The 19,821-nt window shown below is 59.4% G+C and carries 16 protein-coding genes; 6 read left to right on the top strand and 10 right to left on the bottom strand.

The features are described from left to right. Positions 1-382: 382 nt before the first annotated feature. Positions 383-634, top strand: coding sequence for a hypothetical protein (locus P6U23_RS32340; RefSeq protein WP_407176397.1), 252 nt, complete (start codon positions 383-385; stop codon positions 632-634). Positions 635-1,103: 469 nt separating this feature from the next. Here P6U23_RS32340 and P6U23_RS32335 read toward each other — a convergent pair whose 3' ends face one another. Together P6U23_RS32335 and P6U23_RS32330 are read right to left on the bottom strand one after the other, a co-directional pair. Continuing rightward, positions 1,104-1,445 (bottom strand): hypothetical protein, encoded by a 342-nt coding sequence (locus P6U23_RS32335; protein ID WP_407176396.1) that lies wholly within the window; start codon positions 1,443-1,445, stop codon positions 1,104-1,106. Between the two features lie 22 nt (positions 1,446-1,467). Continuing rightward, positions 1,468-2,334, bottom strand: a complete 867-nt coding sequence (locus P6U23_RS32330; protein ID WP_407176395.1) for a dienelactone hydrolase family protein — start codon at positions 2,332-2,334, stop codon at positions 1,468-1,470. A 239-nt stretch (positions 2,335-2,573) separates the two neighbouring features. On the opposite strand from P6U23_RS32330, the gene P6U23_RS32325 reads away from it, so the two are divergent. Then, positions 2,574-2,687 (top strand): helix-turn-helix domain-containing protein, encoded by a 114-nt coding sequence (locus tag P6U23_RS32325; RefSeq protein WP_407176394.1) that lies wholly within the window; start codon positions 2,574-2,576, stop codon positions 2,685-2,687. A 27-nt stretch (positions 2,688-2,714) separates the two neighbouring features. Here P6U23_RS32325 and P6U23_RS32320 read toward each other — a convergent pair whose 3' ends face one another. From P6U23_RS32320 to P6U23_RS32305, 4 genes are all read right to left on the bottom strand, one after another. Further along, positions 2,715-3,050: a DUF3768 domain-containing protein gene (locus tag P6U23_RS32320; protein ID WP_407176393.1), complete on the bottom strand. Its 336-nt coding sequence runs from the start codon at positions 3,048-3,050 to the stop codon at positions 2,715-2,717. A 118-nt stretch (positions 3,051-3,168) separates the two neighbouring features. Then, the gene (locus tag P6U23_RS32315; protein ID WP_407176392.1) at positions 3,169-3,732 is read right to left on the bottom strand and encodes a hypothetical protein; all 564 of its coding nucleotides are present in this window, start codon (positions 3,730-3,732) and stop codon (positions 3,169-3,171) included. Positions 3,733-3,952: 220 nt separating this feature from the next. Next, positions 3,953-4,906 carry a hypothetical protein gene (locus P6U23_RS32310; protein WP_407176391.1) on the bottom strand — a complete coding sequence of 318 codons (954 nt, stop codon included), beginning with the start codon at positions 4,904-4,906 and terminating at the stop codon, positions 3,953-3,955. A gap of 131 nt (positions 4,907-5,037) precedes the next feature. Next, positions 5,038-5,613: a tyrosine-type recombinase/integrase gene (locus tag P6U23_RS32305; RefSeq protein ID WP_407176390.1), complete on the bottom strand. Its 576-nt coding sequence runs from the start codon at positions 5,611-5,613 to the stop codon at positions 5,038-5,040. Between the two features lie 208 nt (positions 5,614-5,821). Between P6U23_RS32305 and P6U23_RS32300 the strand changes: the two genes are divergently transcribed. Together P6U23_RS32300 and P6U23_RS32295 are read left to right on the top strand one after the other, a co-directional pair. Further along, entirely contained in the window at positions 5,822-6,472 is a 651-nt protein-coding gene (locus tag P6U23_RS32300; RefSeq protein WP_407176389.1) for a hypothetical protein, read from the top strand. 177 nt (positions 6,473-6,649) lie between these two features. Then, the gene (locus tag P6U23_RS32295; RefSeq protein ID WP_407176388.1) at positions 6,650-7,153 is read left to right on the top strand and encodes a hypothetical protein; all 504 of its coding nucleotides are present in this window, start codon (positions 6,650-6,652) and stop codon (positions 7,151-7,153) included. A gap of 75 nt (positions 7,154-7,228) precedes the next feature. On the opposite strand, the gene qatD is transcribed toward P6U23_RS32295, so the two are convergent. The 4 genes from qatD to qatA all read right to left on the bottom strand — a co-directional run bounded on the left by qatD (position 7,229) and on the right by qatA (position 12,177). Continuing rightward, entirely contained in the window at positions 7,229-7,978 is a 750-nt protein-coding gene (gene qatD, locus P6U23_RS32290) for a Qat anti-phage system TatD family nuclease QatD (protein ID WP_407176387.1), read from the bottom strand. Positions 7,979-7,985: 7 nt separating this feature from the next. Then, positions 7,986-9,338: a Qat anti-phage system QueC-like protein QatC gene (gene qatC, locus P6U23_RS32285; RefSeq protein WP_407176386.1), complete on the bottom strand. Its 1,353-nt coding sequence runs from the start codon at positions 9,336-9,338 to the stop codon at positions 7,986-7,988. Beyond that, the gene (qatB, locus tag P6U23_RS32280; protein ID WP_407176385.1) at positions 9,335-9,886 is read right to left on the bottom strand and encodes a Qat anti-phage system associated protein QatB; all 552 of its coding nucleotides are present in this window, start codon (positions 9,884-9,886) and stop codon (positions 9,335-9,337) included. Before qatB ends, qatC begins: the two co-directional genes overlap by 4 nt. A gap of 380 nt (positions 9,887-10,266) precedes the next feature. Next, a complete protein-coding gene (qatA, locus tag P6U23_RS32275) occupies positions 10,267-12,177 on the bottom strand; it encodes a Qat anti-phage system ATPase QatA (RefSeq protein ID WP_407176384.1) in 1,911 nt (636 codons plus the stop codon). 666 nt (positions 12,178-12,843) lie between these two features. Between qatA and P6U23_RS32270 the strand changes: the two genes are divergently transcribed. Further along, entirely contained in the window at positions 12,844-18,777 is a 5,934-nt protein-coding gene (locus P6U23_RS32270; protein ID WP_407176383.1) for a DUF3320 domain-containing protein, read from the top strand. 13 nt (positions 18,778-18,790) lie between these two features. Next, entirely contained in the window at positions 18,791-19,279 is a 489-nt protein-coding gene (locus P6U23_RS32265) for a hypothetical protein (RefSeq protein ID WP_407176382.1), read from the top strand. Positions 19,280-19,821 lie beyond the last annotated feature (542 nt).

Raw genomic sequence — 19,821 nt, 5'->3', positions numbered from 1 at the left:
GCCCGAATTTGACTGCGAACGTCAGGCGATCACGATACTCGCCCGCAGCGCCGTGGAGTCGATGCAAACGCACATCACTGTGGGCGGGCTCAAAAGACCGCCCTTTCCTTCCATCGTGCGTTCATCGCCGGACAAATGCCGCTGCGATCCGTGGATTTGAAGAGGGCGCGGTAGTTCATGTTGATGCGCGAGGGGGTGCAGCCTGCTCGCTCTTTTGATGAAGCCTGCCAATTCTCGAGGCGACAATCCAGGAAACGTACAGTCGCTCGAGGCGATCATCTGCGAAAAAATGCGATCCGCAATCGAGCGATTTTGAAACTTGTAAATCTCTCCTAGAGGTCGCCGAACGCATGTCGCGAACGGGACACTCTCTGAGGAGAAGATGATGAGAAAAACGAACGCCAAGAATGCTTCGGTCCATGCCGGGGCATCTGACCTGCGCGGAAATCTGGTTACCGTTGATGATCAGGTACTGACACTGTTGGATCAATTGGTCGCAATGAAGCTACTCGTTGCATGGGAGGCAGAACTAGAAGCCCCCGCCTATGTCACTACTCACTACACCATAGGAAAGCGCATGAGGGAAATTGCCACAAAGATTTCAAGCGCTGCAACGACACACCCAACTGCATGATCGTGTGTAAGTCGTAGGAGACGGGCCGTGGTATACGGCCCGTCTTTTCTGCCTTCGAGATGATTGCGGCCGGACTAATTGATGGCGGCTTAATCCCAATCGCCACCAGTGGGTCTACGTTTCCGGTTGATGCCAACGGCCAAACGTGCGCACCCGGCCAGCCGGCCCCATGGTGTTACGCGTTTTTGGAGCGGCAGGTATCCTCGGAGCCAGTATACCCCCAAGAGAGGCACCCCGACCGGCCTCCTTGTTCGTGGTCGGAGCCGGGGAGTGCGGCCTCAGCCGACACGCCGACCGGCCTCGTGCCCTTGTGGGTGCCAATGTGAAGTTCACGTCAGGCATGGGGGCCGTCATGGCTCAGAGCAATGGCAAAACCCCTCTGCTAATACCTGTCTCAACATTAGCAATCGGTCGTAGCCCTTGGGGCGCTCCTAAGTCATGTTTTCTGGCAAACTGCTGGTCGAAAAACTCAATGCACGGTCGTCGAAATGATAGCGGCGATTCTGGTTTCTTCATCAATTCCAGCAGCGCGCGCAGCTTCCAAAATCTGTCTGTAGAGATCATATCCAATTCTCGGGATCAATAACTTGACTACCTTCCCAGTGCCGAGCACGTAGCCCAGCGGCAGTTTTCTGGCCAGCGCACTCACCTCGGGGGGCTGTCGGATGAGGATACGGCAGCCCACGTCCATAGCCGCGGAGACGATGCTGTCCTTTAGGACGTTGAATCGAGCGCCCCGTGGATGTCCTCGGTGGTCGAGTCTAAGGACATAGACTAGGTCGAACCCTGGCGGTTCCGATTTCTGGCCCATAAGAAGGTCCTCGTGTGAGCGGTCATCGGATCTCGATGCCTTTGGCGAAGTGCTTTGTTCTGATCGCGGAGATGATCGTCTGCATCATGTCTTTCTCCGCAGCCGGACTGTAGCTCAGGTGCCAGCCCATAAAGTCGTGCGCTGGCGCGTTCACTGGGAAACCATGATTGGCACCTTGATACTCGATCATCTGCACCGGAGCAGACCGCTTCGTCTTCGCCAGTTCTTCGCACCAGTTGGGATTGTTGGCGTCGTCATGGTCCCCCATAAAGACGATAATCGGCCCTGTATATCTTGCGGAATGCTGCAGCGACGGACTGCACCCTGGAGCAATCGCGAATGCCGCCGCAAAGCGGTGCCTGTGGTCGTTCTCCTGGCTGGTCATCGACACCAGCGCCGTCGTGCCTCCGTTGCTGTAGCCCATGACATAGACCTCGTCCGCCTTGGTGAGCTTCTTTTCGATCAGGTAGTCGAGAGCGGAGTACGCGTCATCAGAACGACGCCGACCCCAGTGCAGATCGGCAAGCCCGCAGCTATTGTCCACGTACCGTGTAGTGAAGCTGTCGAGCACCAACGCACCGATGCCTTGGCCGTTGAGCACATCGGCGACATGCTGCGTCCACTCTTTGGTCAGCGTCGATAAGCCATCGCAGCCGTGCAGCACGACAACGAACGGTACCGGACCCTTTGCGTCCTTCGGTGAGTAGATGAAAACGTTCAACTCGCCGTCCTTCTGAACTTCGCCGAACTCCTCCGGCGCCCCATTCTTGAAATTCTTGGAGAACCCGGAGTCGTAGGGGTTGTCCTTGGACCAGTGCTTGATCGAATTGTGCGGGTAGTCACCCTTCCACGGGATTCTCACCTGTTCGGCCGAAGCTGCGGTGGACAACAGAACAAAGATCAAAAGGAATATACGTTTCATCTTATTTGGCTCTTTTTCTCTGATGAACGAGTAGCGAAGGCGCTCGCTGATCGTTCGGGTGAGGCAGTATGATGGGCGGGGGAGAGCGTCCGGGCTCGCGAAGGAGCCCGGCACTGGCGTTTAGGCCGCCTAACCCTCAACAGACGCGTATATCAGGAGGCCGGCAATAAAACTGATGATCCAGGTGACAGGAAGCTGACCTGGACTTGACCTACATCGGCGGGATCGAGCGAGGGCGGCGTAACCCCAGCCTCTTGGCGATGGCTCGAATTGCTGAGGCTTTGTCGGTGCCGCTCGTCAAGCTCTTGAGCGAGCAGTGAAGATAATTTGGGGGGATACCGAGAACGCTAGTATTCGTCCGCCCTCATGATCGTGATTATCCGTTCGGTGACGGAGGGATCTGCTGGGTTGGGCGAATGGAAGGTAAGAGATTTGTCGTAGTAGTCGATCTTGAACGCGACGTGCGTCCCTTCGAAATCGAAGACGCCAAAATCGTGCTCCTCGTGAGGGTCATTGGCCTGGCAAAAATCGTCGAATACCGCAATGGTTTTGACCAGACGTTTGACCGCCTCAGCGCCTAGTTCTGCGATCCCCGTGGTGATCACGGCTCCGCCGCCGAGAAGGTGCTGCCGAAGTTCGTCGTTGAGCGCGCGAATGCGATCCGTGTCCGTCTGCATGGACATGGCTGTTTCTCCATCTCTGTATTGGTGGTTCTGCCTGGGTCGGTGTTGATCAGCGTCCGGCATGGTCAGCGTATAAAAGCCCGGGCCGTGGTCCGGGCTTGGCGGCAAGTTGCGGAGGCTACTCTGGGCCGGGGTTGACGAGGCCCACCTGGGCGATGTGCCGCACGTAGGTGCCCTTGTCGGGGTAGTCGCGTAGCCGAAGGGTCAAGACCTGGCCCTCGCGCTTGGTCACCAAGCAGGGCCACCAGCCGTATCCGGGGTCATCGTCCTCAACGAGGACCAGTTGGCCGACATCGATGCTCTCCCACGTGCGCGGCAGGCCAGCAGCAACAACGCCGCCAGCTCTTGCCTTTTCGGGCGCCGGTGCGGGTTGATGAACGTGGCTATCGTCTCCGGGCGCCTCGAGCGCTGCCTTGAGCTTGCTGAGGAGATCGCGCCGGATCGGTGGTACGAATGCCTTGCCGCTTGCGTACAGCCTCCCCACGGGGAGCCTCATTCCGATCTCGGTGACCGCTGCCGAGGCCGGGTGCACGGACGCCAACTTCATTTGTGCCGCGGCGCTAACGACTTTCTCGTTGAACTCGGCAAATCGGGCACCCCGCGGCTTGCCGTCCTCATCAAGGCCAAAAACAAAGAGCTTATCTGGACCGCTGGCCGTCTTTTTCTCTGGCTGCTTTCCCATGTTTCTCCTCCTCAAAAGCAGACGGGGCCCAATAGGGCCCCGTGGTCTGCGGTTTTAGCGATGTCGTGGCTTGGCCACGGTGGCGAGCCAGGTGCTCGCCGAGGCAACTCAATCACGGAAGTTTCTCCACTATAAATTGCAAAGTCGTTGTTAGACCTTGTAGAGCGAGTATAGGCGAATCGTGCTGCCGCCTCAAGCGAATCCTGCGCTATGCAAGTGCTTAAGTGGCTGTTTTAACGCCTATTTTTGCCTTTTTTAACGGTATTCGGCCGCACCTTTGGTGCAGGTGGCAGTAGCCGATTTGGCAGGCTTGTCGGTCGTCAATTCGGTTGCCGTTGCACAGGTTCAGGCAGTCGCCTGCGCAAAACCGCCAGATGGCGTTCTGCACAAATCGCGCGAACCTCTTCGGGAAGGCAGGGTTTAATGTGCGCGCATCGATGCGGCCGGCCACGGTCCTGATGATTTCAGCGCAACCACCCGGGCTGTAGCAGGCCGCGCCATAAGCGTGAGAACTATCGCAGTCCTGTAAAATGCCCGTGCGATGCAGAAAGTTATGAACCAGCGTGTCTACCGCGATCATTGCGGTACCGGTATCAAGCCAGAGCGGCCGGTGCTCGCGCGCGCCGATCAGCAGCGTTGAAAGCGTCATCATTAATATCTTGTCCGACACACCGTAGATGTTTCGAAGGGGACCAACCAAGGCTTCCTGCCGTGCGGCTTCCAGTTCGGACGTGGTCTCACCTTTCGCGCTGTCCAGTTGGCCGTCGATCCAGCGTACCAAGTCCCCGTCAGCGAGGTCGCGGACGAACAAGAAGAGTGAGTATGCGGTTTGGTTGAGTCGGCCGTTGCGGAGCTGCGGACGGGGCAGGGGGCAGGTATCGATGTGATCGGGCTCCGCGCAGGTCGAGCTGGTCTTGTCGTATCGGCAACCCTCGAAATGCCAATAGCTACGCAGCTTGGGACAGGCCGGCGCATTTTTTTCGCTCGCTTCAATCGCTGACCAGGACGCCGTTCCATGCTTGTTGATGTAGTCGCGCGCGACGCGGTCCGAGATGCCCTGGAAGCTAAAAGCCGTAACGAGCCAATCAAAAATTGTAGGCGTATCGGCGAGGGCGACCGCTCGATCTAGACCTGCGTGCCGAATCTCGTCGTCGATTTCATCAAGGAACGGCATTGATCCCGCGACTGCGCAGACAGTCCGGATCAAGCTTTCCGCCCGGCGCAGCGGATCGAAAGTTCTCTTGGCAACGGCCGTCCTTGTGCCGGAGGGACGCTTTGCCGAGCGCTGGCTCGAAACGTTGGTTGCTAGATGAGGGATACCAGCCTCCGTTGGGCATCGCTATCGCCATCGATGTAGCGCTGCGTGGTCTGGATCGATCGGTGGCCGGCCAGCAGTTGAACGTCGCGCAGCGAGCCGCCTGCCTTATGAACCGAGCGTGCCGCTCGCGTGATGAAAGTTCGACGCCCGGAGTGTGACGAGCATCCATCGAACCCGAGCGCGTCGTAAGCGCGGCTGAACCAGACAACGATGCTCATTGGTGTCATTGCGCCGCCCCGCTCCGATCGAATAAGCGGGCCATGCCCCTTAGATAGCCGCCGCGCCTCGACGAGTGCCTGTCGAAGCTCAGGATGAATTGGAATCGAGCGGCCACTGCGCTTCTTGGCGATCTCGTCGCGAACTTCAAGCGTGCTGCCGACCTCGCCGCTTGGGTCGAGCAGCATGGCCCATGTCAACTTGGCAATCTCGGCGGCGCGAAGGCCGGCCTTGACCGAGAGCAAGACGATGAGACGGTTGCGAAGCGGGTGGCGAGAGCGCGCGGCGAAAAACAAGAGATCGTTGATATGATCAGTTGAAAGTGTCTTGGCTTGCTTGCCGGCCATCGTACTTAAACCAGTTACAGCAAGATTCTAGAGAATCTACGTGTGCGCGCAAGGGAAAATCTCGCATGTCACCACTGATAAGGTTTTCAGAATTTCCTAATCAGTTGACGCGAATTCAGGTCGAGGCGGCCGAGCCGCAAAAATCGATCTTGTAAAGGGGCCGGTGACCGCAAAACCGCGTTCACTAGCCAATTACAGGAGAGAACTCATGAATAAGATACTTGTCGATGCATTCACATTCGAGGTCGCCCGTGCCATGGACGGCAAAGCCTCAGGGCAGGTCCGCGGCGACCTTGATGGCAAACTAGAGCAGCGACGGCTCGTGGCGATAATCCTTGCCCTACGAGCCTTAGGTCTCGTCACAGCAGAGGAGGATTACGACGCTATATTCTTTTGCTTCAGCGAGGCAGCCAAGGAGCTCCGCGGCGATGTTTCAGACGAGCGGCTGTGGGAGCTTGCGAAGCACAAGATCTGCTTTCGCCTGACGAGGCAAGAGATGCTGCGCGCACTCAAGTTGGCAAAGAAATATAGCGCTACTCTCGATCAAGCGGCACTAAAGGAAAGTTGGAGCGTGGTGGGCGCGATAATCGACCTCATATTGATCGGCGACGTCAGGTTAATGGGTCCCGAGTTCGAAAGCGGGTTGATCGTGGAGGACCTCGCGCGGTCTACGGCCGCGACGAAACAATTTGCCTGGTACTCGCTGGGCCAAGACGCAAAGAAGGGCCTACGAGTCGTGGACCTCGCAGAGCCCGAGGTCATTAACGGGTACCATCGGTTCCCGATCACGTCTGCGATTTCGGCTCTGGAATGCGGGCGAGAGTTTGTTGCCTACCACGGCATTTCCCGACCGGCTTGAAGCGCCGCCTGATTGAGTCGACAGGCTGAGCCAGTAGATCGGCTCGGCCTGCCAGGCAATCTCTTGCCACCCTACCGTTGGTGGCCGGTTGCTCGCTGGCATTCCCGATCTTGTAAATGGTTGGAGTGCAGACAAGCTGCATCAAGCCTCGGACTCTTAGAAAATTTGGAATTAGAAATGAAAGACAATAACGGCAGCGGAAATCAAAATCTCAAGTTCGCTTTCTCACTGAACCCGCTTATCTCGGAGATTGCTCTTTGGAACGACTCGGAAATCCTGAACAGGCGACCAGAGTTTGCAGTACTCGACCATGCCACTCGCATAGCCGAGATTTGCAAGCAGCTGCTTCTAGCTGATGTGGCGTGGGTCGATTTTCAATCGCCGCCCATCTGGATTCCAGTTGACCGAATTGAAAGGGATTGTGGAGGATCAAGAATCGTAGCGTGCTGGCGCTATGAGTTGATTAACCCGATTTCGCCCGAAGCGGGTCGCGAGTTCAAAAAGATCATCGTTGGCCAGTTTCGACAACGCCTAAAGCCTATCGTAAAAAAATGTGTCCTCGCGTTCGAGACGTACAATCTTGGTCTGACAAAAATTGACGGTGTTGATGACGTCGGCATGCTTCGGTGGAGGCTTACGGATGATGGCGCCCAAGCCTGCGGTTCGAAGCTGATCAACTGATAAGGAAATGAGAGAAAGCTTATCGGTCGCATGGAGGTGTGCTGCGGCGGCAGCGCATCATGGCTGAAGCGCTCCTCACGCTGACACGAGCTGTTTGAGGTTGCCCTGGATCTTGGTCGCGAGATCGTCTGCTTCGAAGCCAAGCAGCCTCGCAAGAGATCCCAATGTAAGCGTGACGTCGCGCGGCCGCATCGTTCCTTCCGCGCCCTTCACGAACGGGCCGTCGGTCTCTGTCAAAAGACGATCTTGAGGGAGTCCCATGATCAGCGCAGTGTGTCGCTCATTCCTAAGCATCTCGATGTTGATAGAAAAATAACATCCAAGCTCGACCGCACGCTTAGCTTCCGCCTTGGTGCCCGTGAACCAATGTAGCACCGAGACGCCGCGGCCTTGTGGAAGGTGCTCCTCCAGCATATCGAGTACGGGAGTCGCCGCCCGCACGCTGTGGATAGTTAGAATCTTACCACCGGCAGCAGCACATTTGCGCAAGATATGCTCGAATACCTGCTTTTGCTGGTCTAGGGAACGATAGAAACGCGGACCCGCATCGAGCCCTACCTCACCCACATACCGAGAGTTGGGCAGAAGCTCCTCCCAAAGAGCGATTTCCGCGCTGCACATCGCAACAAGTTGTGGATGTAGCCCTAGTGCGGCCCGTACGTAGCGCGTCTTCGATGCTAGCTCGTGATTGCGCCGCCAAGCGCGTGGTGTCGTTGTGACCGCGAGCGTGAAGACCTCGAGGTGGTCGCATTCTCTCACCAGCTCCTCGTGGTCGGGATAAAGATCGAGGTGGCAATGAAAGTCGACCAAGCGCTTGGAAGTCACGAAAGCCTCATGATGGACGGGTTCGCACGCCCTTAAGCAAGGCTCCGACCTCGTTCAAACCTCGTTTGTAGACCGCGGCCAGCTCGTCGAGCACAGCTGGATTATCGGTCAAGGGCCCGGGTTTGTGAATAAGCATCTTCTCGATCCCTGGACGCTCCTGCAGCCGCTGCAAGGCATACTGAAAGGAGCGGATGTGCTCGCCGGTTGCTGTGCGTGGATCCCAGGCCTGGGCACGCAGGTTCGGGACCGTGTAAGTCGTAGCGTCCCTGATCGAAGTCAGCGATGCCCTGCGGATCAAGCAAGGTAGACAAAAACCGCAGTGCTGCGTTCCGAGACCCTGCCAGCGACCTTTGGTCGGAGATGAGCAGGAGAGAGTGGTCGGGACCAGCCGTTTAAGGAACGTGCGGTTAGCGCAATTTGCGACCATCTCGCCCTTGGTCTGGTTCCAATAGGGGTTCTCGACGCGGCCGGGAATGCCAAGGACTTCGAGCAGTTCGTTCCAGCGCGCGATGTAGAAGGGGTGCGTGGTTCGTGTGCTCAAGGCGCCGAGGCGCAGCGCGTCCAGCGGCACATTGAGCGCGATCAGACCATTTTCCGGTGCGCGTAAGACGAACTTCTGTCTGAGCCCAGAACCCGCAAAAACGCCGAGCGCGAAGAAGAGGAACGAGCGGCCGCGCGTGCTGTCTTCGGATCCAACGTTGCGGACGAACTTCTTCGGAAATGCCAGCCAGGTGCGCAAGCGATCAAACGGCACTTTGGCAAATTGTGCCTTGAGGGCATCGAAACAGGCATCCTGGGCCTTGCTGACGGCCGGCTCGCCGGCGTGGCTCACCAAAAGAGGAATGTCGCCGCCCTCGAGTTGGTCGATGGCGCCGATGAAGCTGTCGAGCCCCCCGGAAAACAGGCTGACATCTGTATACGGCGGCACGATCAGATCAGCTTGCGGCACGATCTGGGAATAGGCTGCGGGCCGCGGTCGAAACTGGACTGTCCACCGATCGCCGGTGAGAAAGTTCAACATGCGTTCGAGTACCGGAATGGTCGTCGTCCAGCGTCCGACATTGCTGACTGGGACCACGATGCGAAGCTGCCGCGTCCAGGCATCCTCGGATTCCGTTGCCCTTGAGATGCGTGTATCGGCTGCATGAACATGCGCGGCCGTCACCGCGAGATCGAGCGCAATCTCACTCGGAAACACCTTCTTGGCTTTGAGATCTGTTAGGGCTGCACCGATACCGAAATCGAGGACCGTGTCGTAAGCTACGATATCGAAGGCTGTCGCTCTTTCTCCCACATCAGCGGGCGCGAGACTGGCGCGGTCGATCTTGCCGAAATAAGCCTGGATCAGGTGACGTGTCATGTCTCGCTCTCTGCCTCGGCAAGCGTCTGCAGCATATCGAACGCGGCCTCATAAACCGTGTCGACATGCCGAAGCGCATCTTGTTGAGTGAGGGGGCTTCCCGCAGTGGCCGTATCTGCCAAGGCGTCGCTGACCGCTCGGCTGATGAAGTCATGCAGCTGATCCTGGACGCGCTCGACCGCGGCAACGTCCGAAGGCAGGGCGATGCCGTTGTTGCCGATGTCGTTGTAGATGCGCGCTTCGATTGTGTTGGTGACGAACATCTCGAACGTAGTCTGCATCTGCGCCGGCGTCATCGCATCAAAGTCGACGATGCCCTGATCGGCGAGGTCTGCGATCGTCTCGACGAACGCGTCCCGGGCGATGCCCTCATCCACCGTTCCGCCGATTGGGCATACATATTCGGCGATGCCGAGGAACACCTCCTGCAAAGGGCGGCCTGACAGCGCTTGGAGGTTGAGAGCGCGCAGGGCCTCGGTCGGCCCTCGCGCCTGTGCATCGGCCAAAAAGGAATAGAGACGCGCGCCCGCGCCGCGCGAAGCTCCCATCCGACGGGTCGCCTGGCGCGAGCCGCCGGCGGCCGTCGAAACATAGCCCGCAAGCGCGCGGCCTAGCGAGACACGGTCGCTGCCGCCTGAGCGCGCGAACCGTGAGAAATTGGTCCGTGGCGACGTGAACCTATTGGGAAGAGGGGCTTGCACGGGTGGCGAGCCTGATCCTGGTGACGAGGGGGAGGTCGCCGGTCTCGGCGACGACGGCGCGGGAGTTGGGTTGCCCGATCCCGCAGGACCCGGCACCGTTGGACCAGGGGTTGCCGGTGCTGACGGGCCCGTCAGCACCGGTGCCGATGCTGGAGCTGGGTCGTTGAGAAAGCTCGGTATCAGTGGCGAGCGGTTACCAGCACCGCCGTAAGATCCGGACGTCCCCATCAGCTTCCCCGGGACTTGACCTTGCGGGATGCCGCGGCCGCCGCTTTCAAAGACTTGCTGCCGCTCTCCTCCCACCGTTCGATGATCCCGTTCAATCTTGTGAGGTTGACGGGCTCGGTGATCACGCCATTCCATCCGCTCACCGGCCAGGCGCCGCACCGATCGGCTGGTAACGCATCAAGCAGATCGAGTAGGTTGGTCTGCAGTAACGGATGGGCCTTCACCAAAACGCTGAGGCCGTCAATGCCGGGCGGTATGGCCTGGAACGTATCGCTCCCCATGACGCGCGCGCGCACCGCCTCGAACACTTGTGCGGCTTCCACGGGCTTGAGGCCTCGCAGTTCGGGATCGAGCCCTTGAACTGCGAGCTTGGCGCCAAGCAGCTTCTCGACCACCCCCGCCAGATGTCCCAACGCCGACGATGCCCCGAAATAATCCTTCCGGTCCTTCGTGACGAAGAGGTATGGCCTGAGGTCCATATCCGCCAAGGAAGGTTGAACCCGGGCCCAGGCACGGATTTGCGGCGAGGCCAGCCATTCTGCCAGGAGCGCGCTCTCGGGCGGATCGGCGGAGGCCGCTTCATCCTCCGTCCTAGGCTTGGCGGCTGCTTTCGCTGCGGGCTTGGACAGGGCGGCTGCTTGCATCTGCGGGTCCGCCGTCTCCTTCTCCAGTGCCGTAAGACCGGCGCAGTGCCCCTTCGCGTCGGCCGCCGCCGCATAGGCGATCTGATCGAACAAACGTGGGATGAAACGCTCGGCTAGCATCAGCTTTGCGAGTACCGGTAGATGGACATCAGCCCCGAACCCCCGCGCTTCCGCCGTGCGTTGCCGTAGCAGTAACGAATTGAGGAAACGCTTGATCTGGCGCGGATTGCCCTTCGCACCGCTGGCGAGGATCGGTCCGATTTGGTCGCTGAGCAACAAGGCGTTTTGGGCCGACGGTGCCTTATCGCCCAAAGCCTCTTTGATGGTCGGGAAATCGAGCGCTCCGCTTTCCCATGGCCTCCTCAAGCGCTCGCGCGCCACAGCGATCAATTTGTCGTAGCCCACATCGGTCACGCCGATCTCGGCGCCGACTAGCAGCAGTGTGACGTAGATGCGGGTCTCAGTCTCACCAAGTGCCGGGATACGAAATGGGACCTGGATGAGCTTTTCTAGATAATTGCGAGCGTAGTCACGCGGACCTGTTGTGTCCGGAAGATCAGGAAAATGCTTGCGGACGGCATATTCGATCATTGCCTCGTCGGCCGCGACCACGAAGGCGGTGCCGGACGTGAACACGAACAGCCGGATCGCTTCAAGCGTCTCGATCGCGGTGTCTGGCAGGCAGCGATCGAGATCGTCGACCAGAACCACGAGCTGCTTCACTCCTGCATCCTTGAGCAGCTGATCGAACGCCTTCCGAAACTCCGCGATCTCTTCTGGGACATGTTTTGCCTCGGCATCGGGTTTAATCACCGATTTCAGGCCGTCGATAGCGGCACTGATATTTTCCTTAGTCGCAAGCTTCGTGGGATCCGCGAGCAAGCTCTCGATGCCACCCACAATCGTATGCAGCTGATCCGGTGTCGGAATGCCGGTGAAGGCTGTTAGCGCGAGTCCGCCCGCATGCTTCGCGACCTTCAGCCAATTGATCCTCTTTAGCGCATCTTTGACCGCTGCCGTTGCCTTGGTAAGAGCAGGGCGCTTCTCGATGAGCCCTGTCACGATACCCTCGATCAGCGCGATCTTGGCGTCCTCGAAACCTTGGAAGCGCCATCCATTGAACTTGAGGCACAGAACGCCGGCATTGCTCCCGAACTGGTCTTCGATCATCTCGAGGACGCTCGACTTGCCCGCACCCCAATCGCCATGCACGCCGATCGTGAGCGGCTGCTCTGGGTGGTCGCGCAACGTAGCGACGATCGTCAAAGCGATCGCTTCGTTGTTTAAGAGGTCGACGCGAGTTTCGTTATCGGCGAGGATCATCGGAAAGCGAATGCCTCTAAAAAGACAAGTCTTGACGACTCAACCAAAAATGGAGGTAATTTTACAAAGCTCGCATCGAGTTGTAACCTCCATGTTCCGTTATCCACGAAATCGGTGCGTAGACTTTGGTCGCGGTTGTACCATGGGGAGCGCGAGACAGGCCCTGAACCGCGACTGCGACATGGCTCGGGCGGTCTGCTCAAGTAGTGGTTAGTCTGCCTCATCGGCCAGGGCGCGACGCTACGCCGCTTTTCCCTCTAGCATCGGTGGTTCAACCTCACGGCGCACTTTGCCTAAGCACTACGTTAGTATGGGGCGGCTAGCGGAACGCTCGCGCTGATCCCCGGAGACCGGAGGAATTTGCCATCCCTATCCTTTTCAGGCGGGGACCAAGTGAAGGAGCCGTTAAGAAGTGGTTGACGCGAGGAACTCGCGCAGGGCCACCTCCGAGAAGTCCCCGGAAATCTTTCCACAGGCGTCTTTCCGGTCAAGTAGCTGTCCCTCGCGGGGTAGGCCAATGATCTTGAAATTGTTAAACCGTAGGCAGAAAACTAAGATGTGCTGCCATTGTTCAAAAAAACAGGCAGGAGAATGCCGGGGGCGAAAACGGTGAAAATCACCTGCGCGGCGACGGACAATGTCAACGTCGCCTACTACCAGAACGCTGTTCCTATCGTACGCGAGCTCGCCATCGAGAACGATGGCGACGGCGAAATCAGCGATATTTCCGTGCATCTTGCCTCCGAGCCGGCATTCGTCACGCCGGGTGTATGGCGCATCCAAAGCATTGCCAAAGGTGCCACCCACCACATTCGCAGTCTCGACCTGAAGCTCGATCCGGGATTTCTTGCTGCTATCAATGCCTCCCGCCGTGCGGAGTTGAGGATCCGCGCCGAGATCAAAGGGCAAACTGCTGCCGAGCAGGTCATCGAAGTCAACTTGCTTCCGCCATCCCACTGGGGAGGTGCGACGTCTGCCCCGGAGTTGCTGGCCGCGTTCGTAAGGCCGACCGACCCGACTGTCGATGTCATTCTCCGGGAAGCCTCGGGCAAGCTCGCCGTGGCCGGCCGGGACGACGCGATGGACGGCTACCGCAAGAAGACCAAAGCGCGCGCCTGGGAGATCGCGGACGCCATCTGGACGGCCCTGGTCTCACATTCCATTGCCTATGTACTGCCGCCAAAGAGCTTTGAGTGCTCCGGCCAACTGGTACGCGGTCCCGGCGACATCCTGACGCGCAAGGTAGGAACCTGCCTCGATCTGACGCTGCTTTATGCCTCTTGCCTCGAGCAGGCAGGGCTCAATCCGGTTCTCGCGCTCACCGAAGACCACGCCTTTGTAGGCGTATGGCTGGTGGAGGAGGACTTCTCGAGCCTCATCGTCGATGATCCTCAGATGCTGCGCAAGCGCGTGCAGCTCGAAGAAATGGTGATGGTCGAGACGACCATGCTCACCGGCGCCAATCCCGCGCGCTTCCGGCAGGCTGTGGAAGCCGGCAAAAAGCTGATCGCCGAAGATGCAGCCTTGCCGTTCGAGCTTGCCATAGACGTTCGGCGAGCCAGGGCGGCCAAGATCAAGCCGCTTGACCTCAGCGTGTCCGCAGCTCCTGCGATCACGCCAGCTGCACAGCCGCAGACCGCCCAAGAGGTGGGGGAGGTGCCGCTGTTCGAGGAAGAACTCGACAAGCGCCGTGAACCAGCAAGCGAGCGGAGCCTCGACCGGCTTGAGACATGGAAGCGAAATCTCCTCGACTTGAGCCTGAAGAACCGGCTGTTGAATTTCAAGGACACCAAAGCGACGATCGGGATCGAGTGCCCCGATGCCGCGATGCTGGAAGACAAGTTGGCTGACGGCGGCCGGTTCAAATTGCTGGGCAGGGCCACAGTGCTCGATGGCAGCGACGGCCGGGATGCCGCCTTGCTGGCCCAAAGGCAGGACGACGATGCTCGCAAGGATTTCCTGAAAGACGCCATGGGCCGAGGCGATCTGCATGCAGTCGTCGCCGACACCGATATCGAGGCACGGCTCACGGACCTATATCGTGCCTCTCGCCTCGCCTTCGAGGAAGGTGGTGCGAACATTCTGTTTCTGGTGCTGGGTTTCCTGAAATGGACGCCGCAAGATGGCGCCGGTCCCTACCGTGCCCCGTTGATCCTGGTGCCGGTCCAGCTCGAACGGAAGAGCGTGCGCTCAGGCTTCCGTTTGGCACTGCACGAAGACGAGACCCGCTTCAATCCAACGCTCCTGCAGATGCTCAAGCAGGATTTCGACCTCTCGCTCCCGGAGCTGGAGGGCGAGTTGCCACAGGACGCCAACGGCACCGACGTGGCTGGCATTTGGCGGACGATCCGGCGGCACGTGAAGGGAATCAAGGGCTGGGAGGTGACCGAGCAAGTCGTGCTCGCGACCCTTTCGTTCACCAAATACCTGATGTGGAAGGACCTGGTCGATAGGACTGACCTGCTGAAGCGCAATTCCGTCGTCCGTCATCTCATCGACACGCCGACCCATACTTATGACGCGAGCGGAGCGGCATTCGTGCCGGCCAATACGATTGACCAGGTCGTCGATCCCGCGGAGCTCTTCACGCCGCTATCGGCGGACTCCTCCCAGATATCAGCGGTCCTGGCAGCCCAGCGCGGTGGCGATTTCGTCCTGTTCGGCCCGCCCGGCACCGGCAAGAGCCAGACCATCGCCAACATGATCACGAACTGCCTGGCACACCGCCGGACGGTTCTGTTCGTCTCCCAGAAGACCGCCGCTCTGGAAGTTGTCCGGCAGCGCATGCAGGCGATCGGCCTCGGCAGCTACTGCCTCGAGGTTCACTCCACGAAGGCTCAGAAATCCAGTGTGCTGGAGCAGCTCGCGACCGCCTGGCGAGAACGCAGCCTGGTGACCGAAGAGCGCTGGGATGCGGCCGCCGGCGAGCTGAAGCGCCGTCGTGACCAGCTCAACAAGCTTGTCTCGGCTTTGCACCGCCGCGGGTCCAACGGGATGAGCGCCTATGAGGCATTTGGACGCGTTATCGTCGATCGTGAGGAAGTGCTGGAAATTGATCTGAGCTGGCCGGCCGGAAGCACGCATTCGGCCGAGGACCTCGCCCGGATGCGAGAGATCTGCGCCGACATCCGCACGGCGCTAGCGGCCGTCGGAGACCCCTCGGAGCATCCGCTACAAGGCATCGAGCAGACGAAATGGAGCCCCGCCTGGGTCCAATCCTTGCTCCAGCTGGTCGATCGGCTTCATCTCGAGCTTGCCGCGGTCAGGACCGCCGGCCAGGAGCTCGCTGCCTCGATTGGTCTGGAGCAATGCGACGACGGCCTGATGCCGCAAATGGTCAAGATCGCCTCTTTGATGCTTCACGCTGACGCGAGTGATGGCGCACTCTTGCTGACCACCGAAGCGGCTGAGCGAGTGCGCGCTCTTCAGGATCTCGCCGAGACCGTAAATCAGCTGAATGGCAAGCTTTCGCAACTCTCGGTCCGATACGATCTAAAGGCCGCCGCTCTAGATCTTCGCACTCTCAAGAAGGATTGGACCGAGGCCTGTGCATCGAACGTTCTGGTGCGGAGCGGCCGGAAAAAGAAGGTTCGACTAGCCCTCAAGGATTATTGCCAGAGCGAGGTGCCGGACGACATTGGCCGCGATCTCGTGGTGCTGCAGGATCTCGCGGATATCCTCAGCGCGTTGCAGGACTTGAAGCCGCGCTTTGCCGGCATCGAAAGACTTTGGCGCGGTCCGCAGACCGATATCAAACACATTCAGGGGGTCATCGCATGGGCGATCAAGATGCGGGACGCCGTGGAGGCATTTCCGCAACACGGCGTATCGGCCGACCAGATGCTTGCCCATGTTTCGGCACTTTTGGGCCGTGAACCGCAACGCTTCCGGCCCGGGGGGCATGCGAGGCGGACCTTCGACGGCATGCAGCAAGCCTTCCCCAGGATGCACGCCACCGCGCGGGAGCTCGGCACTTGCGTCGGGCTGGAGGACCCGGACGATATCATCACGATCGAAAGTGGCTGGATCGCTGACCTCATCAAGCGTACGGCGCGATGGAAGGCAAACATCATCAAGGCACCGCAATGGGCGGCATGGCGTGCAACCGCACGTTCTGCGACATCAGCCGGCCTCGGACCGCTGATCGAAGCAGCTGAGCAAGGCAATATCGAACCTGACACCCTCTTGCGCGTCTTTGAATATGCCTATGCCAGGTGGGTCGCAGAAACGGTCGTCAACGAGGACGAGGTGCTCAGTGGCTTCCTCGCCGTGAAGCACGAAGCCGCCATTGAGGCGTTCATTGCTGCCGACAAGAAGGTCTGCGAACTCTCACGGCAGATCGTCAAGGCCCGTATAGGCGCGGCAGTGCCTACCCAGACCAATTTCGGCAAGGACCCCGAGTACGGGTGCCTCGCGCGCGAGATTAGCAAGAAGGCACGACACATGCCGCTGCGCCAGCTGTTCGGGCGCATTCCGAACGTGCTCACTCAGCTCGCACCGTGCGTAATGATGAGCCCGCTGTCCATCGCGCAGTACCTTCCAGCGGAGGCCAAACCCTTCGACGTTGTGATCTTCGACGAGGCCTCGCAGATCCCGGTGTGGGACGCGATCGGCGCCATTGCCCGCGGCACGCAAGTCGTGATCGTAGGCGATCCAGAACAGCTGCCACCAACCAGCGTTGGCCAGCGCGGTGTCGACGATGACGACGACGGGGCCACGGTCCAGAGCCAGCAAAGCATCCTCGACGAGTGCCTCGCATCGAATATTCCTAGCATGCGCCTGACATGGCACTATCGCAGTCGCCACGAGAGCCTCATCGCATTCTCGAACGCCAAATACTATCGCGGTGAGCTGACGACTTTCCCATCTCCTGTCACCCGCGACACAGCGGTCAGATATGTCAACGTCGAGGGCGGCATTTACGAGCGGGGCGGCGCCAAGGTAAACCGCAAGGAAGCCGAAACGGTCGTTGCCGAGGTCGTAAAGCGGCTACGGTCGTCGGACCAGTCAATCGGCGTCGTCACATTCAACGGCGAGCAGCAGAGATTGATCGAAAACCTGCTGGACCAGGCGAGGAGAGCCGATCCTTCGCTGGAAGCCCACTTCGACCGCAACCAGACCCGAGAGCCCATACTCATAAAAAACATCGAAAATGTGCAAGGCGACGAACGCGACGTGATCATCTTCTCCGTCGCCGTCGGCCCTGACAGCGCCGGGCGGGTGACCGCGCAAATATCCTCTCTGAACGGCGAGGGCGGGCACCGGAGGCTCAATGTCGCCATCACCCGGGCGCGACGGGAACTCCTGGTGTTCGCCACGCTCCGGCCCGAGCAGATCGACCTCGGCCGCACCAATGCGAAGGGCGTGGTGGATTTCAAGCACTTCCTGGAATTTGCCCAGAACGGCGCCCAGGCCATCGCCGAAGCCTTCGCGCCGACAGGACGAGGGACGGAATCGCCGTTTGAAGACGCGGTCAAGTCCGCGCTGGAAAATGAGGGATGGGAAGTCCATCCGCAGATCGGCGTGTCGTTTTTCCGGGTGGACCTTGGCATCGTGCATCCGGATTTTCCGGGGCGGTACCTTGCGGGCGTCGAATGCGACGGCGCCGCATATCACCGCTCCGCGACCGCGCGCGATCGTGACCGCCTGCGTGAAATGGTTCTGACAGATCTCGGCTGGCGTATCCGGCGGGTCTGGAGCACCGATTGGTGGATGGACCGATATGCGGCGGCACAGAAGCTCCATGAGAAGCTGATGGCAGACCTCGCGGCCGATCGGGACGAGCTGGACGAGGAAAGCGAAGCCGGGGCTGAGCCCGGCGTCGACAAGAACGAGTCAGAGCTCGATAGCTCGGGGCGTGAGGCCGAAAAGCCGGAGGCTTCAGTGGCGCCGCAGCCGGAAACCTTCAGTCCCGCCAGTCCGGAGCCGGTCCGGCAGTATGCTCGCCGGCCGGAAACCACACCCGGAGACATCGCCAACGGGTCGCTCGACAGCGGGGCGGACGAGGACGAATACGACGACGATGACAATGAACCCGTAGACGCCGAGATAGACGGCATCGATTACAAGATCGACTTCACGGCCATCTTCAAGCCTAACCGGGAGCGGTTCTATGAACTCGACTACCGCGCCCATCTCCGGAAAATGGTCGAACACATCGTACAAACCGAGGGACCGCTCTATTTCGACGTGCTGGTGGAGCGGGTTGCTCGCGCCCATGGCTTCCAACGCTCCGGCGAGACAGTACAGAGGATCATCGATTCCGCGCTCGGCAAACACCGCTATCCTTGCTCAAAGGACGTCGATCGCGAGGTGATCTGGCCGAAAGAGGCGATCATCGAGAAGATCAAATATCGGGGCACCATGGGCCGTGATCACGCCGATATCCCGCTGCTAGAACTCGCCGGGCTCGCGGACGTGTTGCGCACCCAGGGTTTCGACGATACCGAGGAGGTCGTTCGCGCGATGAAAGATCATTTTGGCCTGGCGCGACTTGCGATGCCGACGCGGCAGCGGTTCGAGCTCGCGGCAGGCATCTCCTAAAATGGCCCGCTCCATGGCACGTCTCGATATTGCCGATGCTGCGCCAGTAATGGCGCGTGCACTGCTCGCTATGGTGCAAGTCCATCGCGCTGCGCCGCCAGAGATCCAGTGGAATATCCACCAAGCAATGCTCCTGATGATCCGCAATCTCGAGCGCTGCGTCCAGCACCGCGTGTCGATCGCAGCCGCAGAAATGGCGGCAAAGATGGGCATCCCGGACCTGCATACGCTGGTTTGGAGAGATCAGCCGAAAAAGATGAGAGACAAGGATCGCGAGATTTTCCATTGGGAGCATGTCGTGCAGGTCTCGGACATCCAGAAGGAGGTCCTTAGCGAACCTGACCCGGACCTGGCAAAGATCGAAGCCAGTCTGAAGAAGACATTCCTCGCCTGGATACTGAAGGAGGAGGACAAATTACTCCCACGCGGACCACGCATCGATCCATTCCGCCTCTATGCCGAGAAGGGGATCGTATTCGCTCCTCTGCCAAGCGGGACATAAAAGGTGCGGCCCCTTACGCGCTTGCTGGCCAAGGAGATAGGCTCGGATCTCATTTTAACGGGAAGATAGATCATGAGCCCTTTTGTCGCGCTCGATCCGCCAACCTTCCCATGCCCGTGCTGGTCTGGGAAGAACAGGATGATGGTGCGCCGAGGGTCGGTTTCGGACGCTGTTCGCGCGATACGACGTGGTTCCTATTCGCCTGCAAGGCCCCTTTGCCTGCTCATAGTGCAAATGCTGGCGGTACCGGGCGCTTTGCTGCCAAACAACGCAAGATCGCCCACGGTCGAATTTTGGCGAGACCAGAACAAGATCCGCGGACGCTTTATCGGCGGCGAATCCCCAGGCAATGGTGTTGTGGTCGCCAAGCTAAGCGAGGACGGGCTTCCATTACCCAAAACAAAAGGGTCACCGGCGCTAGCATAGGAAGGCGGGTGCCAGAGCATAAATCCCGTGGACACCCGCCCGTCCGACAAGCTGAGCGGTCAGGTTATGTCGTTGCTCAGTGCAGCAGCCTGAGCATACGTTGCCAGGATCGTGGC

This window comes from Bradyrhizobium sp. STM 3562, assembly GCF_045571435.1.
Taxonomy (GTDB): Bacteria; Pseudomonadota; Alphaproteobacteria; order Rhizobiales; family Xanthobacteraceae; genus Bradyrhizobium.
This window is presented reverse-complemented; position numbering and strand designations above follow the sequence as displayed.

Coding starts and splice junctions, on each gene's coding strand:
- P6U23_RS32340 (WP_407176397.1), top strand. CDS start 383: ATGATGAGAAAAACGAACGCCAAGAATGCTTCGGTCCATGCCGGGGCA.
- P6U23_RS32335 (WP_407176396.1), bottom strand. CDS start 1,445: ATGGGCCAGAAATCGGAACCGCCAGGGTTCGACCTAGTCTATGTCCTT.
- P6U23_RS32320 (WP_407176393.1), bottom strand. CDS start 3,050: ATGTCCATGCAGACGGACACGGATCGCATTCGCGCGCTCAACGACGAA.
- P6U23_RS32315 (WP_407176392.1), bottom strand. CDS start 3,732: ATGGGAAAGCAGCCAGAGAAAAAGACGGCCAGCGGTCCAGATAAGCTC.
- P6U23_RS32310 (WP_407176391.1), bottom strand. CDS start 4,906: ATGCCGTTCCTTGATGAAATCGACGACGAGATTCGGCACGCAGGTCTA.
- P6U23_RS32305 (WP_407176390.1), bottom strand. CDS start 5,613: ATGGCCGGCAAGCAAGCCAAGACACTTTCAACTGATCATATCAACGAT.
- P6U23_RS32300 (WP_407176389.1), top strand. CDS start 5,822: ATGAATAAGATACTTGTCGATGCATTCACATTCGAGGTCGCCCGTGCC.
- P6U23_RS32295 (WP_407176388.1), top strand. CDS start 6,650: ATGAAAGACAATAACGGCAGCGGAAATCAAAATCTCAAGTTCGCTTTC.
- qatC (WP_407176386.1), bottom strand. CDS start 9,338: ATGACACGTCACCTGATCCAGGCTTATTTCGGCAAGATCGACCGCGCC.
- qatB (WP_407176385.1), bottom strand. CDS start 9,886: ATGGGAGCTTCGCGCGGCGCGGGCGCGCGTCTCTATTCCTTTTTGGCC.
- P6U23_RS32265 (WP_407176382.1), top strand. CDS start 18,791: ATGGCACGTCTCGATATTGCCGATGCTGCGCCAGTAATGGCGCGTGCA.